Source organism: Oceaniovalibus guishaninsula JLT2003 (assembly GCF_000299575.1).
GTDB classification, from domain to species: Bacteria; Pseudomonadota; Alphaproteobacteria; order Rhodobacterales; family Rhodobacteraceae; genus Palleronia; species Palleronia guishaninsula.
In genome coordinates this window covers 111,769-127,211 of record NZ_AMGO01000052.1, presented here as the reverse complement: position 1 = coordinate 127,211, position 15,443 = coordinate 111,769, and the positions used below count along the sequence as shown (strand labels likewise).

Here is a 15,443-nt window from a genome sequence, read left to right as displayed (position 1 = left end):
CGTGGATGGAACCGTTCTGGTCGCGGATGACGACCGCACCATCCGCACGGTGCTGACGCAGGCGCTGACGCGGGCCGGCTGCAAGGTGCATGCCACGGCCAGCATGGTCACGCTGCTGCGCTGGGTGGACGAGGGGCTGGGCGATCTGGTCGTCACCGACGTGGTCATGCCCGACGGCAACGGGCTGGAATCGCTGCCGCGCATCGCGCGGGCGCGGCCGGGCCTGCCGGTCATCGTCATCTCGGCGCAGAACACCATGACCACCGCCATCCGCGCGGCCGAGGCGCAGGCCTGGGATTACCTGCCCAAACCCTTCGATCTGCCCGACCTGATGAAGCGGGTGGCCCGCGCGCTGAAGGCGCCGCGCGCCGATGCGGCGCCGCTGCCGCCGCCCGATGGCGCCGATCTGCCGCTGGTGGGGCGCACGCCCGCGATGCAGGCGATCTATCGCAGCGTCGCGCGCCTGGTGAATGCCGACCTGCCGATCCTGATCGCCGGCGAATCGGGCACCGGCAAGTCGCTGCTGGCCCGCGCCATCCACGATTATTCGGACCGCCGCGCGCAGCCATTCGTCGTCGCGGGCGCCGGCGATGCCGCCCGGCCCGACGGCATCGCCGGCCTGCTGAACCGGGCGGGGAACGGCACGCTGCTGCTGGACGAGGTGGGCGATCTCGACCCGGCGGCGCAGGGGCTGGCGGTGCGCGCGCTCGATACGCTGACGGATGCCGGGCCGCGTATCCTGGCCACCAGCCAGTCCGACCTTGCCGCCGCGATGGACGACGGCGCGTTCCGGCCCGACCTTTTCTATCGCCTGGGCGGCGCCGGGATCGCGCTGCCGCCCCTGCGCGACCGGGCCGACGACATCCCCCTACTGGCCGAGCATTTTCTGGCCAAGGCCGCGCGCGACGGCGGTGCGCGCCGCCGCCTCGACCGGGGCGCGCTGGACGCGCTGCAAGGCTATTCCTGGCCGGGCAATGTGCGGCAACTCGAAACCGTCATCGCCCGCCTGACGGTGGCCGCGACCGACGGCGAGGCGGGGCGGGACGAGGTCGAGGCGGTCCTTGCCAACCAGCCCGCCCGCGATCGACCATCAGGCGGCACCGACAAGCTGTCGGCGGCGGTCGCGCATCACCTGCAACGCCATTTCGACCAGCATCGCGGGATGCTGCCCGCGCCGGGCCTTTACCAGCGCATCCTGCGCGAGGTCGAAACTCCGCTGATCGAGATCGCGATGGACGCGACCGGCGGCAATCAGGCGAAATGCGCCGAATTGCTGGGAATCAATCGCAACACGCTGCGCAAGAAAATCGCCGAACTGGATATCCGCGTGACACGCCGGCGCAGGTTGATGTAAACGGGCAACAGAAAAATGTGACCGCAAGACGTCACATCCGAGCGGTCGGGCGCCCTGCGCCGCATCTGTTGGAGTCGGCCATGATGCATCCCGCGCGGGTGCTCAGCTGGGACGGTCTGGCGCGGCTGCGCCGGCAGCGGCGCGTCCAGAACGCGGCGACGATCGGTCTGGCCATCCTCGGGCCGCTGCTGGCGCTGGCGACCTTCCTGGTGCTGGGACCACTGGAACAGGGGCAATCCACGGTCGCGCTGCGTTTCGTGATCCTTGCCGATCTGGTTTATGTGCTGGTGCTGGCGACGCTGGTGCTCAGCGCGCTGGCGCGCATGGTCGCGGCCCGGCGCGCGCGGTCGGCGGGATCGCGCCTGCACATGCGGCTGACGGGCGTCTTCGCGCTGATTGCGCTGGTGCCGACCGTGACCGTCGCCGTCTTCGCGGCGCTGACCGTCAATTTCGGGCTGGAAGGGTGGTTCTCGGATCGCGTCAGGCAAGTCGTCGGCGCGTCGCTGGAAGCGGCCGAGGCCTACGAGGACGAGCAGCGCCGCGACCTGCGCGCCGACACCGAGGCGCTGGCCCGCTTCCTGACCGACCCCGACGTTCTGGTGCGCTTTCTGGGCCCCGGACGCGCCGACAGCTTCATCGTCAGCGAGGGCGAGTTGCGCGCGCTGCTGGCGCAGGGCCAGTCGCAGATCCAGCGCGGCCTGCGCGAGGCTTTCGTCATCGACGGCGAGGGCGGGATCCGCGCGCGCGGCGAACGCTCCTATCTGTTCGATTACGACCCGCCCCCGCTCGAGGCCCTGGACGAGGCGCGCACCGGCCGGACCGTCATCGTCGAGGATTGGGACAACAACGAATTTCGCGGCCTCACGCGGCTGGACGGGCCGGGCGACCGGTATCTTTACGTCAGCCGGTCCGTCGATGGCGAATTGCTGGCCCTGCTGGACGACACGCAGGACAGCGCGCGGCTTTACGAGCAGTTGGAACAGGACCGCGGCCGGCTGTTGTTCGAGTTCGGCCTGCTTTACCTCGGCTTCGCGGTGATACTGATCCTGGCGGCGATCTGGATGGGATTGTGGTTCGCCGAACGCCTGTCGCGCCCCGTGGGCCGTCTGGCCGGCGCCGCGCAGCGCGTCGGCGCGGGCGATCTGGACGTTCAGGTGCGCGAGGAAGGCAGCGACGACGAAATCGCCATGCTGGGCCGTCTGTTCAACCAGATGACCCGGCAATTGAAGGGCCAGCGCGACGCGCTGCTGGCCACCAACGCACAGATCGAGGAACGCCGCCGGCTGTTCGATTCGGTGCTGTCGTCGGTCACGGCGGGGGTGGTCGGGCTGGACGATGCGGGCAAGGTGACGTTCGTGAACCGTTCGGCCGAACGGTTGCTGCACCTTGACGCGGCCGATCCGGTGGCGCTGTCGGTCGCGGTGCCCGAATTCGACCCGCTCTGGCAGCGCATCGCCCAGGGCGGCGCCGAGGCGGTGCAGGGCGAGGTCAAGGTGATCCGTTCGGGCCATCTGGAAAGCCTGCTGGTGCGCATCGCCATCCGCCGCGCCGAGGACGGATCGCCCGAAGGCTATGTCGTGGCCTTCGACGATGTCAGCGATCTGGTGGCGGCGCAGCGCATGGCCGCCTGGGGCGATGTCGCCCGCCGCATCGCGCACGAGATCAAGAATCCGCTGACCCCCATCCAGCTCAGCGCCGGGCGCATCCGGCGCAAGTTCGGCCCCGAGGTCAGCGATCCGGCCAAGCTGGAGCAGATGACCGACGTGATCGTGCGCCAGACCGAGGGCCTCCGCCGCATCGTGGATGAATTCAGCCAGTTCGCGCGGATGCCCGAACCCGACCGCCGCCGGCACGATCTGGTCGATCTGGTGCGCGGCGCGGTCCTGTTGCAGCAGGCCGGCCAGACCGGCGTGCGCATCTCGGCCGACCTGCCGGAAGGTCCGGTGACGCTCGATCTGGACGACACGATGATCGGGCAGGCGCTGACCAACCTCATAAAGAACGCGGGCGAGGCGACCGAGACGCTGCGCGCCGATCCCGGCTATCGCCCCGAGATCCGCGTGACGATGCGCGCCGGCCCCGACGAGGTGTCGATCGCCATCGAGGATAACGGCATCGGCCTGCCCGAGGATCGCAGCCGCATCTTCGAGCCCTATGTCACGACCCGCGCCGAAGGCACGGGGCTGGGCCTGCCCATCGTGCGCAAGATCGTCGAGGAACACGGCGGCACCCTGACGCTGGGCGATCCCGTGGCGTTCCCCCGCGGCGCCAGGGCGGAAATCAGACTGCCGGCGGGCCGAACGATGCCCGCGGCCAACAACACCAACCTGATCGAGGAGACACAGGCATGAGCGGTGACATTCTGATCGTGGACGACGAACGCGACATTCGCGAACTGATCTCGGACATCCTTCAGGACGAGGGGCACGCGACCCGGCTGGCATCCAATTCGGCCGAATGCCTGGCCCGGATCGCCGAATCGCCCCCCGCGCTGATGATCCTCGACATCTGGCTCAAGGACAGCGACATGGACGGGATCGACATCCTCAAGCTGGCCCGCCGCGATCATCCGGGCGTGCCCGTCATCATCATCTCGGGTCACGGCAATATCGAGATCGCCGTCGCCGCGATGAAGCAGGGCGCCTACGATTACATCGAAAAACCCTTCAACATCGACCAGTTGACGGTCGTCATCAACCGCGCGATGGAAACCTCGCGCCTGCGCCGCGAAAACGTGCAGCTTCGCCGCCGCGACGCCGAGCCAGCCGAACTGATCGGCGGCAGCGCGGCCTTCCGGGCGCTGAAATCGCAACTCGACAAGGTCACGAAATCGAACGGGCGGGTGATGCTGACCGGCCCCGCGGGCGCCGGCAAGGAACTCGCCGCGCGGTATATCCATGCCAGCTCGGGCCGCAGGGACCGCCCCTTCGTCAGCATCGCCGCCGCCAGCGTCGATCCCGAACGGATGGAGGAAACGCTGTTCGGCCGCGAAAGCCCCGAACGCGGGATCGAGCAGGGTCTGCTGGAACAGGCCGATGGCGGCGTGCTCTATTTCGACGAGGTGGCCGACATGCCCGCCGGCACCCAGTCGAAGATCCTGCGCGTGCTGGTCGATCAGTCGTTCCAGCGCGTCGGCGGCACCGACAAGGTGCGCGTCGATATCCGGGTCATCAGCTCGACCACCCGCGACCTGAATGTCGAGATCGCCGAGGGGCGGTTCCGTCAGGAACTCTATCACCGGCTGGCCGTCGTCCCGATCGAGGTTCCCAGCCTCGACGAGCGGCGCGAGGATATTCCCGAACTCGCCCGCTTCTTCCTGCGTCTTTTCAACCGCACGCAGGGCCTGCCCCTGCGCAATCTGGGGGACGAGGCCGTGGCCCAGCTTCAGACGATGCTGTGGCCGGGCAATGTGCGCCAGTTGAAGAACATGATGGAACGGGTGCTGATCCTGGGCGACAGTCGGGCCGAGATCGCGGCCGCCGAACTGCCGGGCACCGGCGGCGCCACCCCCGAAGACGAGGGCCGCGTCGTGCTGGCCGGCAGCCTCGCCACGCTGCCCCTGCGGGAGGCGCGCGAATTGTTCGAAAAGGAATACCTGCTGACCCAGATCAACCGCTTCGGCGGCAATATCAGCCGCACCGCCAACTTCGTCGGCATGGAACGCAGCGCGCTGCACCGCAAGCTGAAATCGCTGGGGGTCGTCACCACGTCCCGGCCCGGCGGCCGCGTGGCCAGCCTGGGCGCGCCGGCCTTCACGGAATCCGGCGGCTAGGCCATGCCCTTCGCCGACCGCTTCGTCACCGTCGCGGGGCGCGAGGCGGCCTATGTGGACGAGGGGCCGAAGGCCGGCACGCCGCTGGTGCTGCTGCATGGCGGCGGGTTTGACCATGCTGAAATGACGTGGCGGTCCACCATCGCCGCCCTGCGCGGCAGATATCGGGTGATCGTTCCCGATCTGCCCGGCTACGGCGCAAGCGCGGGGTTCGGGCGCCCCCACGATCTGACCGATCTGGGCCTCTGGCTGGACCGGTTCCTCGATGCGGTGGGCGTGGCGCGCGCGGACGTGGCCGGCGTGTCGATGGGCGGCGGCATGGCCCTGTGGCTGGCGATTCACCGCCCGGCGCGTGTGCGGCGTCTTGTGCCGGCCAGCGCCTATGGCCTGATGGCGCACCTGCCTGCCGAAGGGCTGGCGCGGCTGTTCTTGCGGCAGGGCGGCGCGCGGCTGGTCTATGCCATCGCCGCGCGCGGCGGGCCGCTGGCGCGGGCGGGGCTGGCCGCGACCTATGCCGACCCCGCCCGCGTCACCGACGCGGCGTTCCGCGATCTGGTCGCCGTCGCCCGCGATCAGTCTGCGCGGCGCAGCTTCGATGACTTTCTGGCGGCCGAGCTGGGCGCGGACGGGTTGAAATCCGACCTCACGCCGATGCTGGGGCGGATCGTCGCGCCGACCCTGCTGATCCACGGTGCCGCCGACCGGCTGATCCCGCCCCGCCACGCGCGGCGGGCGGCACGGCTCGTTCCCGGCGCGCGTCTGCTGGAACTCGACGCGGGGCACTGGCCGATGCGCGAACGCCCCGATCTGTTCCTGCCCGCCCTCGACGGATTTCTGACGGATCAGCCCGTGACGACGAATCCGTAGCGTCCGTCCTGTCCGCGCACCGAACAGACATTCGGTCCCAAAGGCGGCATCCGGGTCTGCGCCGTCCGGCGCAGCGCCTCGGGCACGTCGGACCCGCAAAGCGGCACCGTCACCGGGCGATAGCCCTCGCGCGCCATGCATTGCCGCACGACGCGCCCCCGCAGCCCGGCATTCACATCCGTCGTATAGGCCCGCCCGCCGGCATACCGCGCGGGATAGGCGATGCAGCGGTCGTCCTTGCAATAGACGCGCGCGGGCTGGGTCTGGAGGATGGGCGTCCGGCGCAACTGGGTGTTGGGCGGCACGCGCTGGACGGCCGCGACCTGGCATTCGGTCAACGCCGCCTCCATCGCGCCGGTCGTGGCCCCGGCGCGGTAATAGCCCGAATAGGGCGCGCAACCCGCCAGCATCAGCGCCCCCAGAAGGGCAAACCTTTTCATTTCCGGTCCCCGCGACTATTCGTGCGAAGGATACGCCACGCGGCGCGCCTTGCAAGCGGCGCAATGGGCGTCAGCATCGTGGGCTTCGCATGAAGATCATCATCTGCGGCGCGGGTCAGGTCGGCTGGCAGATCGCCCGTCACCTGTCGGGCGAACGCAACGACATCACCATCGTGGACAACAACGCCGACCTGGTACGCCGGGCGACCGACATCCTCGACGTGCAGGGGATCGCGGGGCATGCCAGCTATCCCGACATCCTCGACCGGGCGGGCGCGCGGGACGCCGACATGATCGTCGCCGCCACCCATTCGGACGAGGTGAACATGGTCACGTGCCAGGTCGCCCATTCGGTCTTTGCCGTGCCGCGCAAGATCGCCCGGTTGCGCGCCCAAAGCTATCTGACCGCGATCTATTCCGACCTCTACCGGCGCGATCACATGCCCATCGACGTGGTCATCTCGCCCGAAAAGGAAGTGGCCGAGGCCGCGCTGCGCCGTCTGGCCGCCCCCGCCGCCTTCGACACGCAAAGTTTCGTGGACGGGCGGGTGCAGCTGCTGGGTATCGTGCTGGATGCCGACTGCCCGGTGCTGAACACCCCGCTCAAGCAGTTGACGGACCTCTTTTCGACGCTGCGCACCATCGTCGTGGGTGTGCGGCGGGGCAGGCGGCTTTTCGTGCCCAGCCCCGGCGACCAGTTGTTCCAGGACGACCAGATCTATTTCGTGTCGCACCGCGACGACGTGAACCGCGCGATGGAAATCTTCGGCAAATCGGTCAAGCGGCAGGAACGGGTGGTCATCATCGGCGGCGGCAATGTCGGGCTGGCGGTCGCCCGCGCGCTGGAGGGGCGGCCGGAACGCATCCGCGCCCGCATGATCGAGCGCGACCGCCACAACGCCGAGATCGCCGCCGACGCGCTGGAACGCACCATCGTGCTGCATGGCGACGGGATGAGCATGGATCTGCTGTCCGAGGCGGGCATCGCCAAGGCCGACGCGGTGCTGTGCGTGACCGACGACGACAAGACCAACCTGCTGACCTCGGTGCGGGCCAAATCGGCGGGCTGCCGCATGTCGATCTGCCTGATCAACGATCCCACGTTGCAGCCCCTTCTGGCGCCGCTGGACGTTGACGCCTACATCAACCCCCGCTCGACCACCGTCAGTTCGATCCTGCGGCACATCCGCCACGGGCGCGTGCGCGGCGTCTATTCCATCGGCGACGCCGAGGCCGAGGTGATCGAGGCGCAGGTTCTCTCGACCTCGCCCATCGCCGGCCAGTTGATCCGCGACATCGACTTCCCCGAAGGCGCGCTGGTCGGCGCGGTGGTCAAGGGCTTCGACGTGCTGCGCCCCGTCGGCGCCACCCGGATCGAGGAAGGCGACGTGATCGTGCTGTTCGCGCTGGCCGACGACGTGCCGGCGGTCGAAAAGCTGTTCCAGGTCTCGATCGACTTCTTCTGAACATGGGCGCGCATCTCCTCCGGCTGCCGTTCATCCTGCTTCTGGGCGGGATCGGCGCGCTGGCGATGTTCGTGCCGGCCATCCACGGCTGGCAGGTCCGCGACCTGGCCGTGGCGCGCGCTTTCCTTTATTCGGGGCTGCTGTTCTGCATCATCTTCGCGATGCTGGCGCTGGCGGTGGGCGCGCGTCCCTCGCGCCACCCGATCCGCGCGCAGCTTCTGTCGCTGGCGGGCGCGCTGTCGTTGCTGCCCGCACTTCTGGCCGTGCCGCTTTACGAGGGCGCGGGAAACGTCCGCTTCGTCGCCGCCTGGTTCGAGATGATAAGCTGCCTGACCACCACGGGCGCCAGCGTCTTCGACGGGCCGCGCGTCCTGCCCGAAACGCTGCACCTCTGGCGCGGGCTGGTCGGCTGGCTGGGCGGGCTGTTGATGTGGGTCAGCGCCGCGGCGATCCTGGCGCCGCTGAATCTCGGCGGGTTCGAAGTGGTCTCGACCGGGCAGATCGGCGTCGGCGACAGCCTGTCGCGCGGGTCGCGGCCGGTCGATACGTCGGACAGGCTGACGCGGCAGGCGGCGCGGCTGATCCCCATCTATGGCGGGCTGACGCTGGTGCTGTGGATCGCGCTGGTCATCGCCGGGCTGCGGCCCTTCGACGGCGCGATGATCGCGCTGTCCACGATGTCGACCAGCGGCATCGTCGCGGCGAACGGGCCGGGGGCGGCGGGCCTTCTGCCCGAAGCGATCGTCCTGATCTTCCTGGTCTTCGCGGTGTCGCGGCTGACCTTCACTGACGATGGCGGCGGGCGGGGCGCCGTCGGCCGCCTGCTGCGCGATCCCGAAATCCGGCTGGCCGCCGCCATCGTCCTCGCCGTGCCGGTGGTGCTGTTCCTGCGTCACTGGTGGGGCGCGCTCGACGGGCGGGCGGCAGGCGATCCGGTGGCGGCCCTTCGCGCGCTCTGGGGGGCGCTGTTCACCACGCTATCGTTCCTGACGACCACCGGCTTCACCTCGGCGGCGTTCGACGCGTCGCGCGCCTGGTCGGGGTTGCAGACGCCCGGCCTCGCGCTGATGGGGCTGGCGCTGGTCGGCGGCGGGGTCGGCACCACGGCGGGCGGGGTCAAGCTGCTGCGCATCTATGCGCTGGCCCGCCACGGCCAGCGCGAACTGGAAAAGCTGGTCTCGCCCTCGTCGGTCGGATCGTCGGGCACCGGCGGCGCGCGTCAGCTTCGCCGGCTGGGGGCCTATCTTGCCTGGATATTCTTCATGCTCTTCGCGCTCAGCATCACGCTGGTTATGGCGGCGCTGACCCTGGCGGGCATCGACTTCGAAGGGGCGGTGGTGCTGACCATCGCCGCGCTGTCCACGACGGGGCCGCTGGCGGCGGCGGCCCCCGACACGCCGATCCTCTATTCGGCCATGGGCGATCCCGCGCGCCTGATCCTGGCGGTGGCGATGGTGCTGGGGCGGCTGGAAACGCTGGCGCTGATTGCGCTGTTCAACCGCGAATTCTGGCGCGGCTAGCGGATCGCCGCGCGCCCGCGCGATTACGGCTGGAATATCGGGCGGACCGCCCCCATAGTCGCGCCGACATGCCAGCCGCCCGCGGCCCCGATGCGGGCCGCCAACGATAAGAAACGCAAGGACAGCCGATGGCCGCCGAAAAGCAGAACCTGCAGGAGACTTTCCTCAATCATGTGCGCAAGACCAAGGTTCCCGTCACGATCTTCCTGATCAACGGCGTGAAGCTTCAGGGCGTCATCACGTGGTTCGACAATTTCTGCGTCTTGCTGCGCCGCGACGGGCAGTCGCAACTGGTCTTCAAGGGCGCCATTTCCACCATCATGCCCAGCCAGCCGATCAGCCTTTACGAAAGCGAAGAACCGTCCTGATGGCGCGGGGTTGAGCGGCCCGATGCGCGCCCTGGTCCTGCATCCCGACATCCAGACAGACCGCGACCGCCGCCCGGCCGGCCCCGCGCTGGGCGAGGCGCTGGCCCTTGCTGCGGCGCTTCCCGATCTCGACGTCGCGGGCGGCGAGGTGGTGCGCCTGCCGCGCGCGCATCCGGGCCATCTGTTCGGCACCGGCAAGCTGGCCGAACTCAAGGCCCGGATCGAGGCCGACGATGTGGGCCTCGTGCTGATCGACGGGCCGGTCAGCCCCGTGCAGCAGCGCAATCTGGAAAAGGAATGGTCGGTCAAGGTTCTGGACCGAACCGGCCTGATCCTCGAAATCTTCAGCGACCGCGCCCGCACCCGCGAGGGCGTGCTTCAGGTGGAAATGGCCGCGCTTAGCTATCAGCGCACGCGACTGGTGCGGGCCTGGACCCACCTGGAACGCCAGCGCGGCGGACTGGGCTTCGTTGGCGGTCCCGGCGAGACGCAGATCGAGGCGGACCGCCGCGCCATCGACGACCAGATCGTGCGCCTGCGCAAGCAGCTCGACAAGGTGGTGCGCACGCGCGAACTGCACCGCGCGGCGCGTGCCAAGGTGCCCTATCCGATCGTGGCGCTGGTCGGCTATACCAACGCGGGCAAATCGACGCTGTTCAACCGCCTGACCGGCGCGGACGTGATGGCCAAGGACATGCTGTTCGCCACGCTGGATCCGACCATGCGGCGCATCGACCTGCCATCAGGCGCCGAAATCATCCTGTCGGATACGGTCGGATTCATCAGCGACCTGCCGACCCAGCTTGTCGCCGCCTTCCGCGCCACGCTGGAGGAGGTTCTGGCCGCCGATCTGATCGTCCATGTCCGCGACATCGCCCATCCCGAAACCGAAGCGCAGGCCCGCGATGTCGAGGCGATCCTGACCGAACTGGGCGTGGACGACGCGACCCCGCGGATCGAGGTGTGGAACAAGGCCGACCTACTGGCCGAAGACGCCGCATCCGCCACCGCCGCGCAGGCCGCGCGGCGCGACGACGTGCTGATCCTGTCGGCGCTGACCGGGGCGGGCATCGACACGCTGACCGCCGCGATCACCGCCGCGCTGGACGAGGCGCGGATGCGCAAGACGCTGGTTCTGCCCCATGCCGCCGGCAAGCGGCGCGCCTGGCTTTACGAACAGGGCGTGGTCGAGGACGAGCGTCAGTCCGAGGACGGCAATCACCTGACCGTCAACTGGACCGCCCGTCAGGCGCGCCGCTTCCACGATCTCTGACCGGCCTCCGAAAGGCGCGCCATGCGTGAAGGCGCGATGCCAGCCGCTCCACTCCTTGCGGCGCGCGCGTCATGGGCAAGCGTGCAGTGCCAGCCGCTCCAAACCTTCGGACGCGCGCGTCATGCCGGAACGCGACCGTCCATAAGCCGGCCTCCCGCGGTTTCGCCCCCATCCTCGGGCGGGCGCGTCACGCGTGAAGGCGCAGCGCAAGCAGCCCCACATCCTTGTCGCGCGCGATGGCCCGCAGCGCTTCGCGCCGCAGGGGCGACAGGGCCTTGACGGTGCCGTCAAGCGTGGGATGCCAGAACACCGCCCGCACCGGATGGCAGCCCTCGATCCGGCGCAACAGAGCACGCGCCAGATCGGCCGCCATCGCCGCATCCGTCGCGCCCCTGGGCCGCACGGTCAGCACGATGCCGTCCGCGACGCCCCGGTCTGCGCCCGATGCCAGCACGATCTCGGCCGCGTCGGTCGCCAGCCGCACCCGCGATGCCGTGGCGTCGATGCGGTGGTCGCGCAGCGCAAGCTTCAGCCGCCGCAGCGCCCAGACCACCGGCCGTTCGACCGCCCAGACGGGGGGTGTGCGGCCCGGCGGATAATGCAGGGTCGCGGTCACGTTGGGATGGGCGTCGTCCATGTCGGCCTCGCTGATGTCTCGGTCGGGCTGCAACACGGGATGAGCGACGATTGCGGCCCAATCGCGGCGGCCAGGGGATGAGGACGTGACAAACCCCGAAAAGGGCCGGCCATGTCCGCAATGCTGCCGTTAACGATTTGCGCCGAAAACCGCCCCGGTTTCAATCAAGTCCTGACAACATCGCGTGTCCGGCGGGCAGAAACCCGCACGAATCCATCGGCCGACAGCAAAAAGGGGCACCCGCAGGCGCCCCTTTCTCGTCATTTCCCGCAATCAGCAGGAATAATACATCTTGAACTCGACCGGATGCGGCGTGTGCTCGTAGGCATAGATCTCTTTCCATTTCAGATCCATGTAGCCCTCGATCTGGTCTTTCGAGAATACGTCCCCCGCCGTCAGGAAATCCATGTCCGCCTCCAGCTCGCCCAGCGCCTCGCGCAGCGAATGGCAGACGGTCGGGATGTCGGCCAGCTCCTCGGGCGGCAGATCGTAGAGATCCTTGTCCATCGCCTCGCCGGGGTTGATCTTGTTGCGGATGCCGTCCAGCCCCGCCATCAGCAGCGCCGAGAACGCCAGATAGGGGTTCGCCGCCGGATCGGGGAACCGCGCCTCGACCCGCTTGGCTTTCGGCGATTCGGCCCACGGGATGCGGATGCAGCCCGACCTGTTGCGCGCCGAATAGGCCCGCAGCACCGGCGCCTCGAACCCCGGTATCAGCCGCTTGTAGCTGTTGGTCGTGGGGTTGGTGAAGGCGTTCAGCGCCTTGGCGTGGCGCAGGATGCCGCCGATATACCACAGCGCCTCGTCGCTCAGGTCGGCATACCTGTCGCCCGCGAACAGCGGCTTGCCGTCCTTCCAGATCGACATGTTCACATGCATCCCCGACCCGTTATCGCCCGAAATCGGCTTGGGCATGAACGTCGCCGACTTGCCATAGGCATGCGCGACGTTCTGGATGACGTATTTGTGCTTCTGCATCTCGTCGGCCTGATGGCACAGCGTGCCGAAGATCATGCCCAGTTCATGCTGGCACGATCCGACCTCGTGGTGGTGCTTGTCCACCTTCATGCCCATGCGCTTCATCGTCGTCAGCATCTCGGCGCGCAGATCCTGCGCGTCGTCGATGGGGTTGACCGGGAAATAGCCGCCCTTGATGCCGGGCCGGTGGCCCATATTGCCCATCTCGAAAGACGTGTCGCTGTTCCACGCGCCGTCCTGCGCATCGACGTGATAGCTGACCTTGTTCATCGACACCGAAAAGCGCACGTCGTCGAACAGGAAGAACTCGGCCTCGGGGCCGAAATAGGCGGTATCGCCGATCCCGGTCGAACGCAGGTAATCCTCGGCATTGCGCGCGGTGCCGCGCGGATCGCGGCCATAGCGTTCGTTGGTGTCGGGTTCCAGCACGGTGCAATGCACCGCCATCGTGCGTTCGGCATAGAACGGGTCGATATAGGCGCTGCCGGGATCGGGCATCAGCTTCATGTCGGACTGCTCGATGCTTTTCCAGCCCGCGATCGAGCTGCCGTCGAACATGAACCCGTCTTCCAGGAAGTCCTCGTCCACCTGATCGGCGCAGACGGTCACATGCTGCAACGTGCCGCGCGGATCGGTGAACCGGATGTCGAGGTATTCGACATCCTCGTCCTTCATTCTCTTCAGCATGTCCTGCCTGCTCATAATCGCCTCTCTCTTGGGGTGAGCGTTTGGAATTACAGCGCGTCCGGCCCGGTCTCGCCGGTTCGGATGCGGACGGCCTGTTCGACCGGGCTGACGAAGATCTTGCCGTCGCCGATCTTGTCGGTGCGCGCGGCGGCGACGATGGCCTCGATGGCCGCATCGACCTGATCGTCCTCCAGGACGACCTCGATCTTCACCTTGGGCAAGAAATCGACGACGTATTCGGCGCCGCGGTAAAGTTCGGTATGGCCCTTCTGCCGCCCGAAGCCCTTGACCTCCAGCACCGACAATCCCTGCACGCCCACATCCTGCAAGGCTTCCTTCACCTCGTCCAGCTTGAAGGGTTTGATGATTGCCTCGATCTTCTTCATGCCTGCGGATCCTTCTGGTATCGGTCGGGCGTTGCAGAACACGGTCGCCCGCCCGCCGCAACGCGGCATGCAGGCGGTGGACGGGCAGGGGCCGCATATTCCGGGGCATGTGCCGCAGGTTTTGGCGGTCTGCTTAATAATTGGGCACGAAAGGAACGCGTCATCGCCGATCTTCTGACGTCCGCCCGCATGCGCGCCATCGAACGGGCGGCGATCGCCACGGGGGCCGTCACCGGGCGCACGCTGATGGAACGCGCCGGGCGCGGCGTGGTCGATGCGCTGCTGACGCAATGGCCCGCCATGCGCGACGGTCCGCGCCGCGCCGCGGTGCTTTGCGGGCCGGGCAACAATGGCGGCGACGGGTTCGTCGTGGCGCGCCTGCTGCGCGACAGGGGCTGGCGCGTCGACCTTCATTCGTGGGGCAGGGCGGCCGACCTGCCGCCCGATGCGCGGGCGAACGCCGATCTCTGGATGGAAACCGGCGCCCTCAGGGACTGGCCCGAAGGCGGCGATTGGGCCGATGGCGCGGATCTGGTCGTCGATGCCGTCTTGGGCACCGGGCTGGTCCGTCCGGTTCCCGCCGCGATGCACGCGCCGCTGCGGGCGGCCAGCGAACGCGGCCTGCCGTTGGTCGCGGTGGATGGGCTGACCGGCCTCGACCTCGATACCGGGGCGATGCGGATTATGGGGGGCAGCCCGGCGCGCGCCGATCTGACGGTGACGTTCCATGCGGCCAAGGTCGGTCACTACCTTGCGGACGGCCCGGCCCGTTCGGGGCGTCTCGTCGTGACCGATATCGGCCTCGATCCCGTGCCGGGCGCCGATGACGCGCCGTCCTGCCGTCTTGTCGATCTGTCCGCCGGCGATGCGGCGCGATGCCTGCGAAAGACCGACGGTCACAAATACGATCACGGTCACGTGCTGGTCCTGTCGGGCGGCGTCGGGCGGGGCGGGGCCGCGCGGATGGCGGCGCGGGGTGCCCTGCGCATCGGGGCCGGGCTGGTGACGCTGGCCTGTCCCCCCGCCGCCCTGATCGAGAATGCGGCGCAGCTCGACGCGATCATGCTGCGCGCCGTGAAGGACGAAGGCGCGCTGACCGACCTGCTGGGCGATCCGCGCCTCGATACGCTGTGCCTCGGGCCGGGCCTGGGTCTGACCGCGCGCGAGGCGGGGCTGCTGCGCGCGGCCCTTCGGGTGGGGCGCGGGACCGTGCTCGACGGCGATGCGCTGACGCTGCTGGCGCGGGACGACGACCTGTTCTCGCTGCTGCACGAATGCTGCGTGCTGACCCCCCATGCGGGCGAATTCGCGCGCCTCTTTCCCGACCTCGCCGACAGGCTGGCGAAGGACAGCGCGTTCTCCAAGCTCGACGCCGCGCGGCAGGCGGCCCTGCGGGCGGGCTGCACCGTCCTCGTCAAGGGGCCCGATACGGTGATCGCCGGACCGGACGGGCAGGCGGCGCTGGCGCCCGCCAGCTATGGTCGCGCCGTGCCCTGGCTGGCGACTGCGGGGGCGGGGGATGTCCTGTCGGGCTTCATCGCCGGTCTTCTGGCGCGCGGATTCGATCCGATGCGCGCCGCCGAAACGGGCGCCTGGCTGCATGTCGAATGCGCCCGCCAGCTTGGCGCGGGCATGATCGCCCAGGATCTGCCCGACGCCCTGCCGCGCGTCTTCGCGCGCCTCGGTCTCTGACGC

The 15,443-nt window shown here is 68.8% G+C and carries 13 protein-coding genes; 9 read left to right on the top strand and 4 right to left on the bottom strand.

Annotated elements, in window-relative coordinates:
• Position 1: 1 nt before the first annotated feature.
• The 4 genes from OCGS_RS11760 (at position 2) to OCGS_RS11745 (ending at position 5,993) form a co-directional block, all read left to right on the top strand.
• Positions 2–1,354 (top strand): response regulator, encoded by a 1,353-nt coding sequence (locus OCGS_RS11760; RefSeq protein ID WP_007427466.1) that lies wholly within the window; start codon positions 2–4, stop codon positions 1,352–1,354.
• 80 nt (positions 1,355–1,434) lie between these two features.
• The gene (locus tag OCGS_RS11755; protein WP_007427465.1) at positions 1,435–3,705 is read left to right on the top strand and encodes a sensor histidine kinase NtrY-like; all 2,271 of its coding nucleotides are present in this window, start codon (positions 1,435–1,437) and stop codon (positions 3,703–3,705) included.
• Positions 3,702–5,126: a nitrogen assimilation response regulator NtrX gene (gene ntrX, locus OCGS_RS11750; protein ID WP_007427464.1), complete on the top strand. Its 1,425-nt coding sequence runs from the start codon at positions 3,702–3,704 to the stop codon at positions 5,124–5,126. Before OCGS_RS11755 ends, ntrX begins: the two co-directional genes overlap by 4 nt.
• A 3-nt stretch (positions 5,127–5,129) precedes the next feature.
• Positions 5,130–5,993: an alpha/beta fold hydrolase gene (locus tag OCGS_RS11745; RefSeq protein WP_007427463.1), complete on the top strand. Its 864-nt coding sequence runs from the start codon at positions 5,130–5,132 to the stop codon at positions 5,991–5,993.
• Here OCGS_RS11745 and OCGS_RS11740 read toward each other — a convergent pair.
• Positions 5,969–6,433, bottom strand: coding sequence for a YajG family lipoprotein (locus OCGS_RS11740; protein WP_007427462.1), 465 nt, complete (start codon positions 6,431–6,433; stop codon positions 5,969–5,971). The genes OCGS_RS11745 and OCGS_RS11740 overlap by 25 nt on opposite strands.
• An 89-nt stretch (positions 6,434–6,522) precedes the next feature.
• Here OCGS_RS11740 and trkA point away from each other — a divergent pair, with 89 nt between their 5' ends.
• The 4 genes from trkA (at position 6,523) to hflX (ending at position 11,060) form a co-directional block, all read left to right on the top strand.
• Positions 6,523–7,899 (top strand): Trk system potassium transporter TrkA, encoded by a 1,377-nt coding sequence (gene trkA / locus OCGS_RS11735; RefSeq protein WP_007427461.1) that lies wholly within the window; start codon positions 6,523–6,525, stop codon positions 7,897–7,899.
• A 2-nt stretch (positions 7,900–7,901) separates the two neighbouring features.
• Positions 7,902–9,419, top strand: coding sequence for a potassium transporter TrkG (locus OCGS_RS11730; RefSeq protein WP_007427460.1), 1,518 nt, complete (start codon positions 7,902–7,904; stop codon positions 9,417–9,419).
• Positions 9,420–9,547: 128 nt separating this feature from the next.
• Positions 9,548–9,787 (top strand): RNA chaperone Hfq, encoded by a 240-nt coding sequence (gene hfq / locus OCGS_RS11725; protein WP_007427459.1) that lies wholly within the window; start codon positions 9,548–9,550, stop codon positions 9,785–9,787.
• Positions 9,788–9,809: 22 nt separating this feature from the next.
• Positions 9,810–11,060, top strand: a complete 1,251-nt coding sequence (gene hflX / locus OCGS_RS11720) for a GTPase HflX (RefSeq protein ID WP_007427458.1) — start codon at positions 9,810–9,812, stop codon at positions 11,058–11,060.
• A 187-nt stretch (positions 11,061–11,247) separates the two neighbouring features.
• Here the strand turns inward: hflX and OCGS_RS11715 are convergent, their stop codons facing one another.
• From OCGS_RS11715 to OCGS_RS11705, 3 genes are all read right to left on the bottom strand, one after another.
• Entirely contained in the window at positions 11,248–11,697 is a 450-nt protein-coding gene (locus OCGS_RS11715) for a hypothetical protein (protein WP_007427457.1), read from the bottom strand.
• Positions 11,698–11,970: 273 nt separating this feature from the next.
• Entirely contained in the window at positions 11,971–13,377 is a 1,407-nt protein-coding gene (gene glnA / locus OCGS_RS11710; RefSeq protein WP_007427456.1) for a type I glutamate--ammonia ligase, read from the bottom strand.
• Between the two features lie 32 nt (positions 13,378–13,409).
• Positions 13,410–13,748 carry a P-II family nitrogen regulator gene (locus tag OCGS_RS11705; protein WP_007427455.1) on the bottom strand — a complete coding sequence of 113 codons (339 nt, stop codon included), beginning with the start codon at positions 13,746–13,748 and terminating at the stop codon, positions 13,410–13,412.
• Positions 13,749–13,937: 189 nt separating this feature from the next.
• Here OCGS_RS11705 and OCGS_RS11700 point away from each other — a divergent pair, with 189 nt between their 5' ends.
• The gene (locus tag OCGS_RS11700) at positions 13,938–15,440 is read left to right on the top strand and encodes a bifunctional ADP-dependent NAD(P)H-hydrate dehydratase/NAD(P)H-hydrate epimerase (protein WP_007427453.1); all 1,503 of its coding nucleotides are present in this window, start codon (positions 13,938–13,940) and stop codon (positions 15,438–15,440) included.
• Positions 15,441–15,443: the final 3 nt, after the last annotated feature.

Excerpts from the sequence above, each read along its gene's own strand:
- OCGS_RS11755 (WP_007427465.1), top strand. The coding sequence starts at position 1,435 with ATGATGCATCCCGCGCGGGTGCTCAGCTGGGACGGTCTGGCGCGGCTG.
- ntrX (WP_007427464.1), top strand. The coding sequence starts at position 3,702 with ATGAGCGGTGACATTCTGATCGTGGACGACGAACGCGACATTCGCGAA.
- OCGS_RS11745 (WP_007427463.1), top strand. The coding sequence starts at position 5,130 with ATGCCCTTCGCCGACCGCTTCGTCACCGTCGCGGGGCGCGAGGCGGCC.
- OCGS_RS11740 (WP_007427462.1), bottom strand. The coding sequence starts at position 6,433 with ATGAAAAGGTTTGCCCTTCTGGGGGCGCTGATGCTGGCGGGTTGCGCG.
- trkA (WP_007427461.1), top strand. The coding sequence starts at position 6,523 with ATGAAGATCATCATCTGCGGCGCGGGTCAGGTCGGCTGGCAGATCGCC.
- OCGS_RS11730 (WP_007427460.1), top strand. The coding sequence starts at position 7,902 with ATGGGCGCGCATCTCCTCCGGCTGCCGTTCATCCTGCTTCTGGGCGGG.
- hfq (WP_007427459.1), top strand. The coding sequence starts at position 9,548 with ATGGCCGCCGAAAAGCAGAACCTGCAGGAGACTTTCCTCAATCATGTG.
- hflX (WP_007427458.1), top strand. The coding sequence starts at position 9,810 with ATGCGCGCCCTGGTCCTGCATCCCGACATCCAGACAGACCGCGACCGC.
- OCGS_RS11715 (WP_007427457.1), bottom strand. The coding sequence starts at position 11,697 with ATGGACGACGCCCATCCCAACGTGACCGCGACCCTGCATTATCCGCCG.
- glnA (WP_007427456.1), bottom strand. The coding sequence starts at position 13,377 with ATGAGCAGGCAGGACATGCTGAAGAGAATGAAGGACGAGGATGTCGAA.
- OCGS_RS11705 (WP_007427455.1), bottom strand. The coding sequence starts at position 13,748 with ATGAAGAAGATCGAGGCAATCATCAAACCCTTCAAGCTGGACGAGGTG.
- OCGS_RS11700 (WP_007427453.1), top strand. The coding sequence starts at position 13,938 with ATGCGCGCCATCGAACGGGCGGCGATCGCCACGGGGGCCGTCACCGGG.